Genomic DNA, 18840 nt, shown 5'->3' with positions numbered 1-18840 from the left:
TGCCCACCATGAAATTATATCCAGGGTCTTCGTGTGTATGTCCAAGGGTAACCTAAAGACACGAAGGACTGTATTAGTTCGGTTGTTTTAGCCCTGGATGCTTTAAATTTATAAAACAAAAGGACTAATAAGATGAACACTCTCATTAAAATATCAGAAAAAGTTATTGATCAGGAAACTGTGCAAACTGTTAACGCGCATGGATTACATATGTTTTTAGACATTAATATACGCTTTAACGATTGGATTTCACGACGGATTGAAGAATATTCTTTTCAAGAAAATCAAGACTTTGTGAGTTTTACTCAAAAAAAGAGTAAAACTTAAAGGTGGTCGTCCAAGTACAGAATACCATCTTACTTTAGATATGGCGAAAGAGCTCTCAATGATCGAATGCAATGAGAAAGGTAGACAGGCGCGTCGTTACTTTATTGAATGTGAGAAACAGTTAAAAAGCCAATCTGTTGATTATGGAACATTTTCTTATAAGTATTTAAAAACACCTGCCGGCGTTGGAGAAATCTTAGGAGTGATGATGAGGAGTTTGTTAGATGCAAATGGACTCGAAGAAGAACTTGAACATTATAAAGCATTAATTAAAGAAGCAAAACAGGTCTTAGCAAGATCTGTTGTTAAAGCGGCTTAATTTTAAAAGTATGGTTCATCTCCCCGTTTAAAGAGCGGGGAGGGGAATTGGGGAGTCGAAGCAAAACACGGTATGGTGATTTAGTCCCAAAATATGCCTCAAAAAAGCAGCAATGATTCGCATTTTAGTACTATCTCAGTACCATCTGATAGCGTGATTTCTAATAAGTTACTGAAAAATAAAAGAAAATTCACATATTGTGGTGCGGACGGCGGGACTTGAACCCGCAAGGTCTTCGACCGGCAGATTTTAAGTCTGCTATGTTTACCGTTTTCATCACGTCCGCGATGAGGGTTCTCTCATAAGCTATATCTTTTATTGAATCAAGAATTAATGACAAAAGAAAAAATTTTCATTTTTTTTCGTGAAATTTTGACTGACAATGGTTTTCTTTATCGCTAGAAGAAGCCTTTAATAATATAAACAAAGTATGAAATGATCCGTGTTATGAGTAAATTTATTCAAGACGTCACAAAAGCTATGGTGGGATTGCATCACGTGTTTGCTGAAACTCCCCTTCAAAGGAATGATTTTCTAAGCCAAAAATATGATGCAGAAATTTATTTGAAGCGTGAAGATTTAACACCGGTGCGGTCTTATAAGATTCGTGGTGCTTTCAATTTTGTTTCAGAAATGCTGAGCAGTATATCGTCAGATTCTGCATTTGTGTGTGCTTCAGCAGGGAATCACGCACAAGGGGTTTCTTTTGTTTGTCGTTATTTTAAACGTAAAGGCGTGATTTTTATGCCTATGACAACGCCACAACAGAAAATTGAGAAGACACGTATTTTTGGTGAAGAGTTTATTGATATCCGTTTGGTTGGTGAAACATTTGATCAATGTTATGAAGCTGCGCAATCTTTTGTCGTGGAGAACGGTGGTGTGATGGCTCCTCCGTTTGATGATATTCGCATTATTACGGGGCAAGCAACAGTGCTCTGTGAAGCTGCTTTGCAATGGAAAAAACTCAATGGAGAAAGTGAGCCAGATTTAATGATTGTGCCGGTAGGGGGAGGTGGTTTGGCAAGTGGGATAAGCAAGTTCTTACGCGAATATGGTTGGAATACAAAGCTTCGTTTTGTTGAGCCCCAAAGAGCTGCAAGCTTGCTTGCTTGTTTGGAGAGTGGAAAAAGGATCAAACTGGAAAATATTGATACTTTTGTAGATGGGGCTGCGGTGGCTGAAATTGGTGCACTAAACTATACAATTTTAAAGCATTTTTCTCCTGATTCTGTCATTACGGTTCCTGAAAATCGCGTTTGTTCTACGATGGTTGAAATGCTTAATGTAGAAGGTGTGGTTCTTGAACCAGCTGGTGCTTTATCGATTGATGCACTTAACAGTATTCCATCTCAAGAGTTAAAGGGTAAAAAAATTATTCTCGTTATTTCAGGAGGTAATTTTGATTTTGAGCGTTTGCCAGAGATTAAAGAGCGTTCTTTACGTTTCCAAGGCTTGAGAAAATATTTTATTTTTAGTTTTCCGCAACATCCTGGTGCATTGCGTCATTTTCTGTCTACATTATCACCGGATGATGATATTGTACGCTTTGAATATTTAAAAAAATCAGCGAGAAATTTTGGTTCTGTATTGGTTGCGATTGAAACAAAAAAATATGACAATTTTCGTCTCTTAGAAGAAAAATTTCAAGCGTTAGGTTGGCGCTATCGTGATATTACAGATGATCAAACATTATTTGATTTTGTTATTTGAAAAATTGAAATTTTACTAAAACGAGAAGTGTAAAAATGAAATCTATTTTTTATTTTGTGCTGAGTCTATTTTTCTTTTCGATTGTTCATCAACAGAGTTTAGCATCTCAGCCAACAGCACTACAAAAAACTGAATTGTCCAAAATAGTTGTTGATGTCAATAATGCTATAAAAAGTGAGGATTTTTCGCTTATATCTCATTATATGCCTGAGCGGCTTTATAAAGAGATGGCACGTCGGTTGAATACAACAGAGGATGCTTTACGTGATAATTTTCTTCAACAGTTGCATAGGCAATTTGAGAATTTGCCTTTTGGTGCTTATTGTTTAGACAAAGGAAATATTGAGTATCTTCAAACAGATAACGGTACTTTATATGCTTTAATTCCAACAGTCCTTGAGATGAAGGATCGCATTATTCAATATAAAACTTTGGCGATTTTTGATAAAACCCAATGGTATTTAATTTATGGCGGCCAAAAAACTTTACAAAATCCAGTTTTTCTCGAGATTTATCCTGATTTTATCAAGGTACATTTGCCGATAGAGACAATCATTAAGAAATAAACGATTTCAATATTTGGGGGTCGCGATAAATGTATTTCGTAAAGTCCTTGCTTTTTTAGCATAATCCAATGATAATAAGGGTAAAGGTATTTAAGCTGGTTTGTTAGCTTTTTGTAAAGTGAAGTTATATGCCTTTACCTTGATTTCAAGGTACTCATGAGTTGCGCAGGTCGCTTTTCAAGCGTTGCTTTGTTTAAAATGTCAAGGATTTCTCTTGCGCGGATTCTTGAGTGGAGAGTTCAGCTGATGACTTCGTAAAAGTTGTTCAGCTGAGGGAAGATTTCATTTTGCCTATAAAAAAAGAAGATGTTTTTAAAAAGTTAGGTTTGCCTAATCTTTTGATTAAGAATTTACGTATTTCTGGGATGAGTAAACCTAAGCCTATACAAGAACAAGCTATCCCAATAATGTTGAAAGGATACGATATTTTAGGGATTGCACAGACAGGTTCTGGAAAAACTTTGGCATTTGGCTTGCCTATTTTAAGTCAAATTTTAACTTTGGGTGACAAACGCTGTCCTAAAACTGCACGTGCTTTGATTTTAGCACCAACGCGTGAACTTGCTGTTCAGATTGATGAAGCAATTCGCACTGTGGCGAAAGGAGCGCATCTTTCGACGTGTCTTATTTTTGGAGGAGTATCACGTTTTAAACAAATTAAACGTATGGAAGCAGGTGTGGATGTTTTAATAGCTACTCCAGGGCGTTTGAGAGATCTTGTTCGTGAAAAATGTGTTGATCTTTCTCACTCTCGTTTTTTGATTTTGGATGAAGCAGATCGTATGTTGGATATGGGATTTATTCATGATATTAAGCAAATTGCGAAGCTTTTGCATCAAGAGCGTCAGACAGCACTTTTTTCTGCAACAATGCCGAAAGAAATTGCTGCGCTCGCACAGTGTTTACTCAATGATCCGGTGAAGATTGAAGTTGTTCCTCAAGGCACTACGGCTGTAGAGATTACACAGAAATTATATTGTGTTCCTACGCGTGAAAAAAAGAATGTTTTAAGTAAAATTTTGGCAAATCCAGCTTTTAATTCGGTTATTGTTTTTACTCGAACGAAACATGGGGCTGATGCTGTCACACGTCATTTAGCAAAGATAGGCTATTTAGTTGCAACAATTCATGGGAATAAATCACAAGGTGCTCGCCAATCTGCTTTAAAAGCTTTTCGTGAAAAATCGGTCCAGATCCTTGTTGCAACAGATATTGCTGCACGCGGTATTGATATACCAGGAATAAGCCACGTTATTAATTACGACTTACCAGATGAAGCTGAAAGTTATGTGCATCGGATTGGTCGTACAGGACGCAATGGTGCATCGGGTGAAGCACTTACGCTTTTTGATGAAAAAATAGAAAGGGTTCGGTTGCGTGCCATAGAGCGCTTGATTCGTATGAAATTGGTGCCTGAATCTGTTCCAGAACAATTTGCAGCATTTCCAGAAAAGCTGATTGTGCCAAAAAGTGAAGAAAGAGAAAACAATAAAGAACGCCGTTCAAAAAAATCTAAACGTCAGAAACGGTTTTTAGGTCGAAAAGATGATGCTGCACAGTTACAGCAGAAGAATTCTTCCTCTTCAAATGAGAGGCATAAAAAAGCAAAAGCAGCGGCAAAGCGTGCAAAGTCTTTTCGTTTTCGCAAGTCAGCTAAGAAGGCAGCTTAAATAAAATCCTGAAAAGAAATCATGCTTTGGGCGTTTTTTACCGTTATCTATTCCTTCACAATTTAAAAAAGGTATATAATACCCTTGCCAGAACAAGAGAAAGCTTCAAAGGTTGTCATTTTTTAGAAATGAACTTTAGAAATGAAAACCTTTGAATGTTTGGATTGATGTAAAAATCTTTTGAAAGAAAAGTCTCATTATAGAGGCGATTATTTATTTGCTTTATTCCCATTTTTAAAAATAGGGATAAAAGATGTGTCTTATCTTTCATGATAACTTTTAAATTAAAAATTTGATTATATAATGATAACTGATTGTTTTATATATTAAATAATCCTCCTCTATCGTAAAATTTTCGCATTTCGAATCTATTTATATTCAGTCATTAAAACTATATTCATTTGCATATTGCAAATGAGATTGTTGTGTGGATAAACATTGAAGAAATCAATAAAATTCTTCTTGTAACCTTTTATAAAGGCAAGGGATATTAGCTAACATTAAGAATTAGAAAATAGTATGATGTATGGCTTTTATTCTCAGTAAAGATGATGCTTATCAATGGATTTTATTTTAACCATTTACGGAAGCCATTGTAAAAGGGCTTGGGGGATTTAAGAGATGTCTTTTAAAGATATGTGTAGATGCACGATACAATGGAGAAAACACTCATGATTTGTTGAAGGCTTTCACAGAATTCTCAACAACTTAGATTATAATCTCTGTTTATGCTGTAAAAACACTCTCGTTTAGGATCGTGATATAAAGCCTATAAACTTTATGCACTTAGTGTTTTTATGACTGTGTGATGAATATTCACGGCAAGGCTGTTTCTAGAGTTTATGACGTGATGAGTAAGAAAAAACCGTGAGAATAAGAAGCTGGATTTTTTACAGACTTTTCGGTTGGGAGTTTTTGCTTTCAGGGTGGGGAGGGCGGATGGGGTGTATGGCAATAATATAGATGATTTTGATTGTTATTTTTCCGCTTTTTAAAATGATTGCTTCAAGAACAGTTTTTTGAGCTTTATTGAGTAAAAATCATTTTTGGGTTGGGAAACAAAACTTATACGAAAGCTTTTTTATTACTGATAGCGTTTAATCATTCTCTTTCATGAAAGAAAATATCATTTATACTGTGCAAATAATTATGGCACTTTCTGATAGAGGCTTGGCAGACTGAAAGAAGTAATTATTTAAAATTTATCAATAAGAAAAAACTTGTACAATCGTTTTCCCTTTAAAATGAATCAATCATTTTTGCGTTCATTGCAAAAAAACAAATCCCGTATAGGATATTGCGTTTTTACTTTATTGCAAAAATCCTCTTTCCTCATTTTTATCATTGTAGTTTGACACTAGGTTTTGTACTAAGTGGGATTAGATAGGAATACGTGATAATTTATTGTTTTTATGTATAAAATTTAGCATTAAATGCGTGTTTTGTCAAAATAGATTTTGACACCTAAAATTGCAAAAAAGTGACAAAAAGAGTGAAAATCGAAATTTGAGCGTAAAAATGAGAAAAGGCTTTGAAAGGTCTTTGAAAATGCTTTGAAGATTTTTAAAAAGTCTGTGAAAGCCCAGAAAACCGCCTTTGAAGACCCTTTGAAAAAAATCCGATAAAATGTGAAGCGCATTGCAAAATCAGCCAAAAATAACCAAAAAAGCAAAAAAGATTTTCACCTATAGGTGATTATCTATTTTTAGAGGTAATTTATATTTATAAATCAAATTGTTACATAACATTTTCTAATGTAAAAAGATTTTCATATCGATTTTTTATTTTAGAGGAGCATTAAGCCGTATCTTGTGTAGTTTTGGAATGTTCTTTTTCAGCTTCTATTTGACGCTTTAAATGCAATTTTAGAAGAGGCAAAGTAAGCTCTATTTCTTCCTTGTCGTTGATGTCTTGAACAAGCTCTTGCAGTTTTTTATAAAGTTCCGCCGCGAGTTCCGCTATATCTTCGGGGGGGAGTTTAATTTTTGCATCGCGATAGGTTGTATAAGCTATGCGACCAAGTTTTTTCATGAGACCAGCAGGAATGGTAGGCGGAGAGATATTGAAAGACCGAGCCATCATCATGTCTATAAACATTGCATCTTCACCGGTCAAAAGCCAATTCAGGTTCACTCCAAATTTTTCTTTATATGCTGATAAAACCGTTGCATCTGGAGTTCTATCACCGCGTTCGTAATTTCCAAGCCCTTGAATACTGATACCAATTTTAAGAGAAAATATATCACGAGATAAGCCCACAAGCTTTCTAACTTCTGTGAGTCGTTTTGCTAATGCAGTTTTGGGCTCATTTTTTTGTCGTTTCATATCACAAATGTTTACAAACGGGGTTGACTAATATCCCATTTGTAGATATACCTTTAATTACCGCCCGATATAGAGGGCGTTTATTATACATTTAACCCCACAAAAAACGGATGTTGCAGCATCCGTTTGAAGCAGGAGCGAAAGTTATGACAACCACACAAACATGCATTCAAGTATGGGATCGCCATAGTATTTTAGCTGAGCTACGCCGCCGTAATATGACTTTGGCGGAGCTCGCGAAAGCTTATCAACTATCGTCATCCAGTGTTCAACACATTTGGACACGGTCTAACGAGAAAGCCGAACGTGCTATTGCCGATTTTATCGGTTTGCCCGTCGAGCAGGTTTTTAGCGACCGCTACCCTAAAAGTCGCCGTCGCATTTTTAAAGCAGCAAAACACGCCAATACGGATTGTGTTGTTTCTACCCTATCACGTGGTAATGCTGCTTGAGCTTTAGGCTCTGCGTGTTAGCGCATTTGCCATGTATTTAGATACCATAAGATAAAAAGGTTTATCAATGTCTAAAGATCAATACAAAATAGACAAGAAAGATTGCACACTGTTGCCGCATCAAGCAGCCGATTGGATGGGTTGTTTTTTAAGGTTAGGTGGTCAAGTTTTCTTTATCGGGGGTGGTTATGGTTGCGGCTTATAATTTATGGACCCCAAAGGCTAAAAGAGAAATTTTTAATCCGTATTCGGAAGCTGAACGGTTGCACATTATGGTGACTTGTTCTTTTAAGGCAGTGAGTGGTGGATTTCGGCATGTACCAATCCGGTATATTATTGACCCTCCGCATGGCTTATTTGATGCGGCATTAGCACGACAGATTGCTATTCATATTTTGCATTATCAGTTTGAGGTTCCGCGGCGGCGTATTGTTGCTATACAAGAGCGTGAACGCACTGCTGTTGCTCGCTCTTTGCGTACAATTAATCGGCGTTTGGAAGAGCCTGTGTTTGCTAGAGCCTATCGAAGATGGGCGGGGCGTGCAATGGATTTGTTTTTACGAGAAATGGACAAGGCGGTTGGATAATGGCACGGTTTCAAGAGATTGCTTTAGATTTGATTGTTGTACCGGAGCGTATACGCCCTGTTGATGATGAGCATGCCAAGGCGCTTGCCCAATCGATGGCACGAGAAGGGTTGATGAATCCGATTACCGTGCGCCATACGCCCAATGCGAAAGAGGGGCATTATACGTTGATTGCGGGTGCGCATCGGTTACGGGCGGCGGAGCTTTTGGGGTATGGCGCCATTGATGCTGTTGTGGTGCAAGCGGATAAAGAAAATGCTGCGCTTTTAGAAGTGGCAGAGAATTTGTTTCGCAATGAATTGTCAGTGATTGACCGCGCTTTGTTTGTGCAGACGTACCGCGAATTGTGGGAAAAGAAGTATGGGGAAATTAAGGTTGGTGGGGACAGAAAATCAAAGGGTAAACATTACCCTTTGATCGGTGGTGAGCAATATACAAAGGACAAAGTGGCAAAGGTGCAAGTTGCATCTTTGCCAAAAGATGGTTCTACAGAGCACCATGAAACTGGGTGTGAAGGAGAGAAAGTGGCAAAGGGTAAACTTTACCCTTTGCCAAATGATGGTGATTTAAATGGCAAAATGCAAAGTCTGCACTTTGCCACACATGTTGCCGATAGGATTGGTTTATCGAAGGAGTCGGTGAAACTCCTCAACCGCATTGCCCAACATTTACAGCCGGAGTTGCGGTCTGTTTTGCGGGGGACTGCTTTTGCGGATAATCAAGCGCAGTTGTTGAAGTTGGCGAAGATGGAGCCGGTTGCGCAGCGGCGGGTGGCGATTGCTTTGCAACAGGTTGAGGGGGATTTACGGCGGGCTGTTGATTTGGTCAATGGGATTAATATACCCCCGAAAGTTAATGAACAGGAACGGATTTTTGCTCAATTGTTGGGGGTATGGCAGAGAGCGGATGCACAGACACGGGCGCGGTTTTATGATTATTTGAATAAGCAATCGGGGGAGGAGCAGGCATGAAGACGCGTGGTTCCCATCAACTTGATTTTTTTCAACGTCCGGTTTTCCCCTGTCGTGAACCCGTTGCGCAGATTGATTTAGAGCGGTTTCGCTCTCGCATTAAGCGGGCTATGGCGCGGGCTTTGCGAGAATGTCGCTATGAGCGCAGTGAGATTGCAGAGCGTATGGCGCATTATTTAGGTATTGGTTGTTTGAGTAAGGCGAGTTTGGATGCTTATGTTGCTGAAAGTAAGCAGGTGGATATGGATATTTCTTTGCCGCGATTTAAAGCTTTTGTACGGGCGACGGGCGCCTTTTGGCTTTGGGATGAGGTGGTGAGTGAGGATGGTTTGCTGTTGTTGCAAGGGGATGAAGCGCGATTGGCAGAAATTGCAAGATTGCAGCAGGAACAGCGTGAGATTGCCGCACAATTAAAAGCGATGCGTGCGGTTCCGGTGCGTATTAGACGGGGCAGCCATGAAAGAGTGGTTTAGTATTGCTGAATTGGCTAAGGCGGCTTTGCCGGGGTTGCCATCTACCTATAAAAGTCTTGAAAACCATGGACGGGCATATTGGAGAAAAAATTCTGAACTCTCACGGAAGGTGGAAAGTAAGACCAAGCCGGTATGGGAGTACCATGTTTCTTTATTACCCGAAGGGGCGCGGATGGCATTGTTGTTGCGGGAGGGGAGTGTTGATGTTTTGCAAAGGGTGGAGGAAAAGAGACAAAAAGAAGCGCTTTGGGCGCGTTATGAAGGGCTTTCAAAGGCGCATAAAAGCCGTTGTGAACAGCGTTTGAAGGCGCTTTGTTTTTGGGAAGATTTACTCCATGCCGGTATGGGGGTGCATGATGCGGCAAGTTTGTGTGCGGTTCAGTTTGGGGTTAGCCGGATGTCGCTTTTTAATTGGCGGCAGATGGTTGAAGGGGTCGCGCGGTGTGATTGGTTAGCAGCGCTGGCGCCTTGTTATGGCGAGGAGACTGTTTCGCCGTTTGCGCCCTGTCATGAAGAGGCTTTTGAGGTTTTATGTTCGGATTATTTACGCCCTTCTCGCCCTGCATTTTCGGCATGTTATCGGCGGATGGTTGGGGTTGCGCGTGAGAAAGGTTGGGCGCCGATCCCTTCAGAGCGGGCGTTACGCCGTCGTTTTAAGGCGCAAGTTTCCAAGGCGGTTGTAGCATTAGCGCGTGAGGGCGAGGAGATGGTAAAAAAGCTTTATCCCGCCCAACGGCGTGATCGGCGTGCACTGCATGCAATGGAAGCGGTGAATATGGACGGGCATAAGTTGGATGTTTTTGTGAATGTTCCTTGGGGCTCGAAGCCTGTACGGCTTTATTTGATTGCCATTCAAGATCTTTATTCAGGCAAGATTTTATCGTGGCGCTTATCAGATGCTGAGACTTGGGAAATCGTACGCTTGGTGATTGGGGATATGGTGGAGACTTATGGGATACCGGAGCGTATGACTTTGGATAATGGGCGTGCTTTTACCAGCAAATGGATTTCTGGGGGTGTGCAAAACCGCTTTCGTTTTAAGATTAAGGCGGATGAACCGCAGGGTCTTTTGACCAGTTTGGGTATTCAATTACAATGGACCACACCTTATAGCGGACAGTCAAAACCGATTGAGCGGGCATGGCGTGATTTGGCAGAAGCGATTTCTAAACATCCGTTATGTGCTGGAGCTTATACGGGTAATAAGCCCGATGCGAAACCGGAAGATTATGGTAAGCGGGCGATGGAATTGGAAGAATTCAAAGCCCATGTTGGGGCGCAGATTGTGGCGCATAATGCGCAAGCAGGACGTAAGGCGCTGACATGTGCGGGGCGCAGTTTTGATGAGATTTTTGCAGAAAGTTTAAAGGCAGAAGGGACGATTGTTCGGCAAGCAACAGCGGCACAGAGGGCTTTATGGCTTTTGACCTCAGAAGCATTGCGTACGCAAAAGGGGACGGGTGAGATTCATTTTTATGGCAATCGCTATTGGGCGCGGGCGTTGAATAGCTATGCGGGAGAAAAGGTGATTGTGCGCTTTGACCCAGATAATTTGCACCAAGATTTGCGGGTTTATGATTTGAATAATCAGTTGCTTTGTTTAGCGCCTTGCCTTGCGGATGTGGGTTTTTATGACCAGCAGGCAGCGCGTTTGAATGGGCGTTTGCGTAAAGAATATGTGAAGGCAGTTAAAGCAGAAAAGCAGTTGGCGGCAAAACTTGCGCCGGATCAATTGGCGGATGTTTATGCAAAAGTTGCACGGAGGGATGATGATGCAAAATCCAAGCGTTCTGTTTCCCCAAAGGTAAGCCGCTTGATGCCAAAGAATGCGGGGAATCTTGCTTTAAAAGCCCCTGATGCGGTTTTAGGGGATGATGAGGCTTTAGATTCCCGAGAGTTTAGTCAACATTTGCACCAAGCTTTAAGACGCCTTAGCGCTTCAAGTGAGGGGCGTGAAGTGATCAAGTTTCCTAGAAGATAGGAAAGGAAGGGGGGGGACTTACAAGAGTGCCTACAAGGGGGGCTGGTTTTGTATCGCGTACGGCTTGGAGAGTTTATTGAGAGACAAAAGATAAGGGGCAAGGTTTAAGCCCTTCCCCTTACCAATAGTCTAAATCAATACGAAAGGGGAATATATATGAAGTACGCGATAAATGCAACCGTTGATAAAAATCCTTGGGAGCGACCAAAAAAACAGCCCGATGGGACAGCACAAAACCGCAATAGTGATGATATTGCTTTATGGGATACGCTTGTGGATTCAGTGCGCGCTCTAGGACGGACGAATGACTGGACTAAAGCAGAAGTAGCGCGGCGTATTGGCATGCCGGATGGCACCTTTTCGCAGTGGTATGCGGGTAGTTATGCGGGGCAATTAGGCAAGCAAAATGCGAAAGTTCAACAATGGGTTGAAACATTAAAAGAAACGGCAGGGCTTTTGGAGATGATTCCTGAAAAGCCAGCGTTTCAAAAGAACCGTATAGCGAGTGAAATCATTGACACGCTAACACTGGCACAAAGTACGGGGGATATGGTGATGATTACCCTTGATGCGGGCAGTGGCAAAACGGAAACTTGCCGCTATTACCGCTCGACCCGTCCGCATGTTTATCTGGTCACAGCAAGTTCGCATACACGCAGTGTTCATGGTATTCGCCTCATTGAGGATGGTCAAGCTTCTCGCCCTTTAGAAATGTTTAGCCAAACCGCCATTGGGGCGGTTGTTACAGCCCCTGATGCGGATGCACAGACCTATCCCCTTAACGAACCCGTGTTGGTCTTTACCCATGAGACAGAGAAAATCCAAAAGCTTGGGAAAAAAGGCACTGCCCTTGATGTTATCAACGCCGTTCGCGCGCAAGGGATTGAGGCACAAGTGATCTTCGTGCGGGTGGAGGAAAAATCCACTATGGCTGAGACACAAACCGAAATGGTGGGGTCAAGTGTTTCTTTAACCGGTGTTCATGCCCTAGCGCATGCTAGAGGGCATTTGGGTGTGGAACCTGGAATTCTCTTAGCACCAGCTTATAGTGCAGGGCGCCTTGATAATGCTAAAAACCCGCTAGCAGATGCTCTAGAACAGGTTGCCGAAAAGCTACAAGCCATTGCGGTGTTTGATACGGGGGGCAAAAATACGGAAGAAAGCCTTGCCTTTCGGGCAGATTTCTCCTCACGTTTTTGTTATCTGATTGATCCCTTTGTGCGGGTAGCAAATAGTGAGGGGGGCTTTAGTATCAAACCGGCAAGCCCCTTTGTGGCAGCCATGTTTATCAAACGGGACAAACAAAAGGGAGGTGTTTTTTGGTCTCCCTCCAATCAAGATGTTAAAGGTATTTTAGGCACAGCACGCCCCATTAGCTATTTTGATGGGGAAATTGATCATGAGGCTAATCGTCTCAATCAAGCTGATATTGCCACCTTTATTCCCGCCCGCCTTAGCCAAAATGCCCAAGGTCAATTGGCTGCCAATGGACGCATTTTATGGGGCAATCACACCACCTCGAGTGATCCACTCTGGCGTTTTGTCAATGTGGTACGCACCGATCAATCGGCGATTGATTTTTTAACCCGGCTTGCTGATCGGATGCAGGCGCGTTTTTTGATCAAAGACAATAAGTTTTTATTTTTAAGCGGGGACAATCTCCCGCTTCAGACCATCCATCAACAGGAGTGTTCCCATTGGGAATTTAGTCTCGAGCCGCGCACCCAATATGGCATGATAGAAGCACGGTATTTTGATCGCACAAAAGGGCAACAACACGTTGTTACGCATCGCACAGGGTATACGGGGCCCATTCGCCGTCTGCGGATGTGTTACCCTTGTAAGCAGCAAGCTTTAGCAGCGGCTGCTTCCGAGTCGGATAGGCTTTGTCGAGCCATGGGCAGTGGTTCTTTAAGCCTCGAGGGGCGCCCTGAAATCATGGCGGGTCAACCGCTTTTGCTTCAAGGGTTTCGAGACGAAATCAATGGCCCATGGCATGCTGCAACCGTGACCCATCGCTATGAAAAGCAAAGCGGATACATCACAGAAATTACCCTAGAAGCGCTAAATCAAGGATAGGAACAAAAATAGAGGCTGGGCTGGTCACCCAGCCAACGGGAGATAGTTTTGCGACAACCCCGTCCGATGCGACTTAACTTAACATCGCAGCCACTTCTTATCACTTAAAGCAATGAGAAGACGGCTAATATAGATGAAAGAGTGTTAAAAAATAATGGATATACTTCATAAGGAAAAATTAAAATCCGTTAAACCCATCTCGCCAGCTGCTGCTTATATTGGTGGCAAAATCAAGTTAGCCAAAACTATTATCAAAATCATTGAGGGCATTTCTCATCGTACTTATGCTGAACCTTTTGTTGGCATGGGAGGAATATTCTTTAGGAGAAAATTGATTCCCTTATATGAAGTTATCAATGATCGCTCCGGGGATGTGGTGAATTTTTTTCGGGTGTTGCAACGCCATTATCACCCTTTTATGGATCTGTTGCAGTTCCAGATTAGCAGCCGTGAGCTGTTTCAACGTTTTACTTCACAAGATCCAAGCCCCCTTACAGATTTAGAACGGGCTTTGCGGTTTTTATATCTCCAGCAATTGAGTTTCGCTGGTCAGGTGGCTAAGCGTACATTTGGAGTTGATCCTAACCGTGGAGCACGGTTTAATTCTTTGAAACTTGAGGACTTATTAAAGCTTATTTACCGCCGTTTAGCGGGTGTTACCATTGAATATTTAGATTGGTCTGATTTTATTGTGCGTTATGACCGGCCAAATACTTTGTTTTATCTTGATCCACCTTATTTTGGTGTTGAAGATTATTATGGCAAGGACTTGTTTAAGCGGGAGGATTACCAGACGATGTCTATGCTGCTTGCACAATTAAAGGGAAAGTTTCTTCTCTCTCTCTCAATGATGTGCCAGAGATACGAAAAACCTTCAGTCAATTCCATATAAAAGAGGTGAGAACAATTTATTCCTGTAATTTGTCAAATAATGCGATTCCAGCAAAGGAACTCATCATTACCAATTGTGATATTTAGGAGAAGAGAAAAAGATCTATTAAAGGGATTTAAACAACCTTTGAAAGGACTTTGAAGACCCTTAGAGAACCCCTTAAAAATCATGTGAAACAAAATAAATTGGTACAAAACCTGCTGGCAAGCTACAAAGGGGGGAGTTTTTTCTTAGGGACATAGGGGTAAGCAGGAAGGTTAAACATTGTGTTGAAATTTAAATTGTTGCTTTTCTAGAGAGATAAATGTGTTAACTTACTCTCTTATATTAAAGTATTATTTTATTTTGAGTTTATGTTGTGTCATAAGATAGGGAATGCCAGTTCTTTAATTTTGCTGGTCATGATATGTTATAGGCATAACGTAAGGGGAAGGATGAAAATAGTCTGTGAAAATCTAAACTCAAGGCTTTAGTTAAATTAAAAGGGCAATATACACTTTAAGTGTTAGATTATTATGAATCGGTCAAGGATATAATCGTGGATAAAACAAAAGCTCTCGATGCTGCTCTCTCACAAATTGAACGTTCTTTTGGTAAAGGCTCGATTATGCGTCTTGGACAAAAAGAGCAAGTTGTTGAAATTGAAACCGTTCCAACAGGATCGTTATCCTTGGATATTGCTTTAGGGATTGGTGGGTTACCCAAGGGGCGTATTGTGGAGATCTATGGACCAGAAAGTTCTGGGAAGACAACATTGGCTTTGCATGCTATTGCTGAGGCTCAAAAAGGGGGAGGAATCTGTGCTTTTATTGATGCGGAACATGCGCTTGATCCTATCTATGCGCGTAAGCTTGGTGTTGATTTAGAAAATTTGTTCATTTCTCAGCCAGATACCGGTGAACAGGCGTTGGAAATTACAGAGACGTTGGTTCGTTCTGGTGCTGTTGATGTGCTTGTTGTGGATTCTGTTGCAGCTTTAACACCACGAGCGGAAATTGATGGTGAAATGGGCGATGCTTTACCAGGATTACAGGCGCGATTGATGAGCAAAGCTTTGCGGAAACTCACTGCTTCTATTTTTCGCTCTAACTGTATGGTGATTTTTATTAATCAAATTCGCATGAAAATTGGTGTGATGTTTGGTTCGCCAGAAACAACAACGGGAGGAAATGCTTTAAAGTTTTATGCCTCTGTTCGTTTGGATATTCGCCGTATTGGGTCTATTAAAGATCGCGATATGATTGTTGGTAATCAGACCCGTGTTAAAGTGGTGAAGAATAAGTTGGCTCCTCCCTTCAAACAGGTTGAGTTTGATATTATTTATGGGGAAGGGATTTCCAAGCTAGGTGAATTGATTGATTTAGGAGTCAAGGTGGGTATCGTAGAAAAATCTGGCTCGTGGTTTTCTTATAATTCTCAACGTTTAGGGCAGGGACGTGAAAATGTGAAGCAGTTTTTACGTGAGCATGCAGAAATAGCGGCAGAAATTGAAACGGCTTTGCGTCAAAATGCTGGTTTGATTGCGATTGAATTGTTAGAAAACGCAGGGTCTGAAAATACGGAAAGTGATGAAGTTCTTTGATAAACCGTTTTTTCGTCTATAATTTTTTCATTTAAAATTTTTTCTCAATTTTTTTAAAAAATAAATATTCCGTTCTTTGATTAAATTGACTCCATGCGTGGCAAAGAGGATATTTAATGGGGGGATTTTTCTTTTAAGGTTTTGTGCGGTATTCTGCAGGTGTAGATATGAATAGTGTTAATAATATCCGGTCAACATTTTTGGATTATTTTCATCATCATGGGCATCAAGTTCTTTCTTCTAGCCCACTTGTTCCACGCAATGATCCTACACTCATGTTTACAAATGCAGGGATGGTGCAGTTTAAAAATGTTTTTACGGGACTTGAACAGTATCCTTATAAAAAGGCGACAACAGCACAAAAATGTGTTCGTGCAGGTGGAAAACATAATGATCTTGATAATGTTGGCTATACAGCGCGCCATCATACGTTTTTTGAAATGTTGGGGAATTTTTCTTTCGGCGATTATTTCAAAGAAGAGTCCATTTTTTTATCATGGGATCTTTTAACAAAAGAATTCTGTCTACCAAAAGATAAATTGTTGGTAACCGTTTATCAAAGTGATGATGTTGCTGCTGAATTATGGCGCAAAATCTCAGGTCTTTCAGATGAAAAAATCATTCGTATTGCGACAGCTGATAATTTTTGGTCAATGGGAGAAACAGGTCCTTGTGGTCCTTGTTCGGAGATTTTTTATGATCATGGTGATGAAATTTGGGGTGGTCCCCCTGGAAGTGTGGATGAAGATGGTGATCGCTTTATTGAGATTTGGAACCTTGTGTTTATGCAGTATGAGCAGCTTTCTAAGGAAGACCGTGTTGACTTGCCTCATCCTTCTATTGATACCGGTATGGGGTTAGAGCGTATTGCGGCTGTTTTACAGGGTGTTCATGATAATTATGATATTAATCTTTTTCGTGCATTAATTGAAGCATCAGAAGCAATCACTGGGATTGAGGCAGAGGGTGATTTTATTGCCAGTCATCGTGTTATTGCTGATCATCTTCGCTCATCGGCATTTTTAATTGCCGATGGTGTTCTTCCTTCCAATGAGGGAAGAGGATATGTTTTACGTCGCATTATGCGTCGTGCTATGCGTCATGCACATCTTCTTGGTGTTAAAGAACCTTTAATGTGGCAGCTTTTGCCTGCTCTCATTCGCGAAATGGGACAAGCTTATCCTGAATTGGTGCGGGCTGAATCTTTGATTTCTGAAACTTTAAAATTAGAAGAAATACGTTTTCGTAAAACGCTTGAACGAGGACTGAGTTTGTTAAATGAAGAAAGTGCCCAGCTTAAAGAAGGGGATCATTTAAAGGGTGATGTTGCTTTCAAGCTTTATGATACCTATGGTTTTCCACTTGATTTGACGCAAGATGTTCTTCGGCGTCGTGGAATATCTGTTGATGTTGATGCCTTTGACGAAGCAATGGAACGTCAAAAAGGAGAAGCTCGTGCTCATTGGTCTGGTTCAGGTGAAGCTGTCACGGAGACAATTTGGTTTTCTGTTCGTGATCAGGTAGGGGGTACAGAATTTTTAGGGTATGAAACAGAAAAAGCTAAAGGTATTCTTACAGCTCTTGTATGTGATGGTAAAATTGTTGATGAAGTTTCTTCAGGGCAGAAAGCCATTCTTGTGTTAAATCAGACTCCTTTTTATGGTGAATCTGGTGGACAAATTGGTGATAGTGGTATCATTTCTGGTGAAAATTTTATTTTTGAGGTGCATGATACTCAGAAAAAGGCTGATAGTGTTTTTATTCATCTTGGAGAAGTTAAATCTGGTCATGCTAAGATTTCTGATTGTGTAGAATTAACCGTTGATGGTGTTCGTCGTAAAAAAATTCGTGCGAACCATTCTGCTACCCATTTGTTACACGAGGCTTTACGGCAGGTATTGGGATCTCATGTTACTCAAAAGGGCTCTCTTGTGTCGCCGGAACGGTTGCGGTTTGATTTTTCTCATCCAAAAGCTATTTCGGCAGAAGAATTGAAAAAAATAGAAGATTTAGCAAATGAGATTGTTTTGCAAAATAATAAAGTGACAACGCGCCTTATGGCTGTTGATGATGCAATTTCTGAAGGAGCAATGGCACTCTTTGGGGAAAAATATGGTGATGAAGTTCGCGTTGTTTCTATGGGAGAGTTGCTTGAAAAGAGAGACTTAAAAAGGTCTTGGTCTATTGAACTTTGTGGAGGGACACATGTGGAAAGAACAGGGGATATTGGTTTGATTCATATTGTTTCTGAAAGTTCTGTTTCAGCTGGAGTGCGCCGTATTGAAGCTTTAACAGGTGCCGCAGCGCGTCTTTATCTTAGCTGCCAAGATATACGTATTCGTGAAATTGCTGATCTTTTAAAAACTTCTTCTTCTGATTTAGAAGAACGGGTGAGAGTTTTGCTTGATGATCGTCGTAAACTTGAAAAAGAGTTGAATGATGTACGCAAGAAAATGGTGTTGAGTGGGCGAATAACAGAAAGTGGTCAAAGTGATATTACTATTATCAATGAACTTTCTTTTATGGGACGTGTTGTAAATAATATTCCACCACGGGATCTTAAAGCACTTGTTGATTCTGGGAAAAAACAAATTAAATCTGGAGTGGTTGCTTTTATTAGTGTTTCGGAGGATGGCAAGGGGAGTGCTGTTGTTGGTATTACGGATGATTTAACAGATAAGTTAAATGCTGTTGATCTCGTTCGTATTCTTTCAGCTATTCTTGGTGGGAAAGGCGGTGGTGGGCGTCCTGATATGGCGCAGGCTGGTGGTCCTGAGGGGAACAAGGCTGATGAGGCATTTGCAGGATTAAAAGATTTTCTAGAAAAATTTAAAAAGTAAAAAGTTTCCTTATCGGTATTTTTTACATTTGTATGTTGGATTGGCGTATAAACGAATATCTGT

13 protein-coding genes, 1 tRNA gene and 2 pseudogenes are annotated in these 18840 nt (G+C 40.8%); 14 read left to right on the top strand and 2 right to left on the bottom strand.

Annotation, left to right across the window (positions count from 1 at the left end; genetic code table 11):
* Positions 1-132 precede the first annotated feature (132 nt).
* Positions 133-646: pseudogene (locus tag NNJ73_RS08380) on the top strand (antA/AntB antirepressor family protein).
* Between the two features lie 200 nt (positions 647-846).
* Here the strand turns inward: NNJ73_RS08380 and NNJ73_RS08375 are convergent.
* Positions 847-932 (bottom strand) — tRNA-Leu (locus tag NNJ73_RS08375).
* Positions 933-1081: 149 nt separating this feature from the next.
* On the opposite strand from NNJ73_RS08375, the gene ilvA reads away from it, so the two are divergent.
* The 3 genes from ilvA to NNJ73_RS08360 all read left to right on the top strand — a co-directional run bounded on the left by ilvA (position 1082) and on the right by NNJ73_RS08360 (position 4595).
* Complete coding sequence (ilvA, locus tag NNJ73_RS08370) at positions 1082-2359, top strand: threonine ammonia-lyase IlvA (RefSeq protein ID WP_254493649.1); 1278 nt, start codon at positions 1082-1084, stop codon at positions 2357-2359.
* Between the two features lie 35 nt (positions 2360-2394).
* On the top strand, positions 2395-2925 hold the full coding sequence (locus NNJ73_RS08365; RefSeq protein WP_254493648.1) for a hypothetical protein: 531 nt from the start codon (positions 2395-2397) through the stop codon (positions 2923-2925).
* 287 nt (positions 2926-3212) lie between these two features.
* Entirely contained in the window at positions 3213-4595 is a 1383-nt protein-coding gene (locus tag NNJ73_RS08360; protein WP_254493647.1) for a DEAD/DEAH box helicase, read from the top strand.
* A 1797-nt stretch (positions 4596-6392) separates the two neighbouring features.
* Here the strand turns inward: NNJ73_RS08360 and NNJ73_RS08355 are convergent.
* The gene (locus NNJ73_RS08355) at positions 6393-6920 is read right to left on the bottom strand and encodes a helix-turn-helix domain-containing protein (RefSeq protein WP_254493646.1); all 528 of its coding nucleotides are present in this window, start codon (positions 6918-6920) and stop codon (positions 6393-6395) included.
* 146 nt (positions 6921-7066) lie between these two features.
* On the opposite strand from NNJ73_RS08355, the gene NNJ73_RS08350 reads away from it, so the two are divergent.
* The 10 genes and pseudogenes from NNJ73_RS08350 to alaS all read left to right on the top strand — a co-directional run bounded on the left by NNJ73_RS08350 (position 7067) and on the right by alaS (position 18777).
* A complete protein-coding gene (locus NNJ73_RS08350; RefSeq protein ID WP_254493645.1) occupies positions 7067-7372 on the top strand; it encodes a helix-turn-helix transcriptional regulator in 306 nt (101 codons plus the stop codon).
* Positions 7373-7439: 67 nt separating this feature from the next.
* Positions 7440-7577, top strand: coding sequence for a hypothetical protein (locus NNJ73_RS08345; protein ID WP_254493047.1), 138 nt, complete (start codon positions 7440-7442; stop codon positions 7575-7577).
* Positions 7561-7959, top strand: a complete 399-nt coding sequence (locus tag NNJ73_RS08340; RefSeq protein ID WP_254493644.1) for a hypothetical protein — start codon at positions 7561-7563, stop codon at positions 7957-7959. The genes NNJ73_RS08345 and NNJ73_RS08340 overlap by 17 nt, the downstream gene beginning before the upstream one ends.
* Positions 7959-8930, top strand: coding sequence for a ParB/RepB/Spo0J family partition protein (locus NNJ73_RS08335; protein ID WP_254493643.1), 972 nt, complete (start codon positions 7959-7961; stop codon positions 8928-8930). Before NNJ73_RS08340 ends, NNJ73_RS08335 begins: the two co-directional genes overlap by 1 nt.
* A complete protein-coding gene (locus tag NNJ73_RS08330) occupies positions 8927-9403 on the top strand; it encodes a hypothetical protein (RefSeq protein ID WP_254493642.1) in 477 nt (158 codons plus the stop codon). Before NNJ73_RS08335 ends, NNJ73_RS08330 begins: the two co-directional genes overlap by 4 nt.
* Positions 9387-11384: a transposase domain-containing protein gene (locus NNJ73_RS08325; RefSeq protein ID WP_254493050.1), complete on the top strand. Its 1998-nt coding sequence runs from the start codon at positions 9387-9389 to the stop codon at positions 11382-11384. The genes NNJ73_RS08330 and NNJ73_RS08325 overlap by 17 nt, the downstream gene beginning before the upstream one ends.
* Positions 11385-12095: 711 nt before the next feature.
* Positions 12096-13463 (top strand): phage tail sheath subtilisin-like domain-containing protein, encoded by a 1368-nt coding sequence (locus NNJ73_RS10145; RefSeq protein ID WP_371923265.1) that lies wholly within the window; start codon positions 12096-12098, stop codon positions 13461-13463.
* Positions 13464-13617: 154 nt separating this feature from the next.
* Positions 13618-14441, top strand: a pseudogene (locus NNJ73_RS08310) (DNA adenine methylase).
* Between the two features lie 452 nt (positions 14442-14893).
* A complete protein-coding gene (gene recA, locus NNJ73_RS08305) occupies positions 14894-15937 on the top strand; it encodes a recombinase RecA (RefSeq protein ID WP_254493641.1) in 1044 nt (347 codons plus the stop codon).
* 167 nt (positions 15938-16104) lie between these two features.
* The gene (alaS, locus tag NNJ73_RS08300) at positions 16105-18777 is read left to right on the top strand and encodes an alanine--tRNA ligase (protein WP_254493640.1); all 2673 of its coding nucleotides are present in this window, start codon (positions 16105-16107) and stop codon (positions 18775-18777) included.
* Positions 18778-18840 lie beyond the last annotated feature (63 nt).

Origin of the sequence: Bartonella sp. B1099, assembly GCF_944801835.1 — a bacterium.
GTDB lineage: Bacteria > Pseudomonadota > Alphaproteobacteria > Rhizobiales > Rhizobiaceae > Bartonella.
This window is presented reverse-complemented; position numbering and strand designations above follow the sequence as displayed.

Bases quoted from the DNA above. Each gene is read 5' to 3' on its own strand.
- ilvA (WP_254493649.1), top strand. From the start codon at position 1,082: ATGATCCGTGTTATGAGTAAATTTATTCAAGACGTCACAAAAGCTATG.
- NNJ73_RS08365 (WP_254493648.1), top strand. From the start codon at position 2,395: ATGAAATCTATTTTTTATTTTGTGCTGAGTCTATTTTTCTTTTCGATT.
- NNJ73_RS08355 (WP_254493646.1), bottom strand. From the start codon at position 6,920: ATGAAACGACAAAAAAATGAGCCCAAAACTGCATTAGCAAAACGACTC.
- NNJ73_RS08350 (WP_254493645.1), top strand. From the start codon at position 7,067: ATGACAACCACACAAACATGCATTCAAGTATGGGATCGCCATAGTATT.
- NNJ73_RS08345 (WP_254493047.1), top strand. From the start codon at position 7,440: ATGTCTAAAGATCAATACAAAATAGACAAGAAAGATTGCACACTGTTG.
- NNJ73_RS08340 (WP_254493644.1), top strand. From the start codon at position 7,561: ATGGTTGCGGCTTATAATTTATGGACCCCAAAGGCTAAAAGAGAAATT.
- NNJ73_RS08335 (WP_254493643.1), top strand. From the start codon at position 7,959: ATGGCACGGTTTCAAGAGATTGCTTTAGATTTGATTGTTGTACCGGAG.
- NNJ73_RS08330 (WP_254493642.1), top strand. From the start codon at position 8,927: ATGAAGACGCGTGGTTCCCATCAACTTGATTTTTTTCAACGTCCGGTT.
- NNJ73_RS08325 (WP_254493050.1), top strand. From the start codon at position 9,387: ATGAAAGAGTGGTTTAGTATTGCTGAATTGGCTAAGGCGGCTTTGCCG.
- NNJ73_RS10145 (WP_371923265.1), top strand. From the start codon at position 12,096: ATGTTTAGCCAAACCGCCATTGGGGCGGTTGTTACAGCCCCTGATGCG.
- alaS (WP_254493640.1), top strand. From the start codon at position 16,105: ATGAATAGTGTTAATAATATCCGGTCAACATTTTTGGATTATTTTCAT.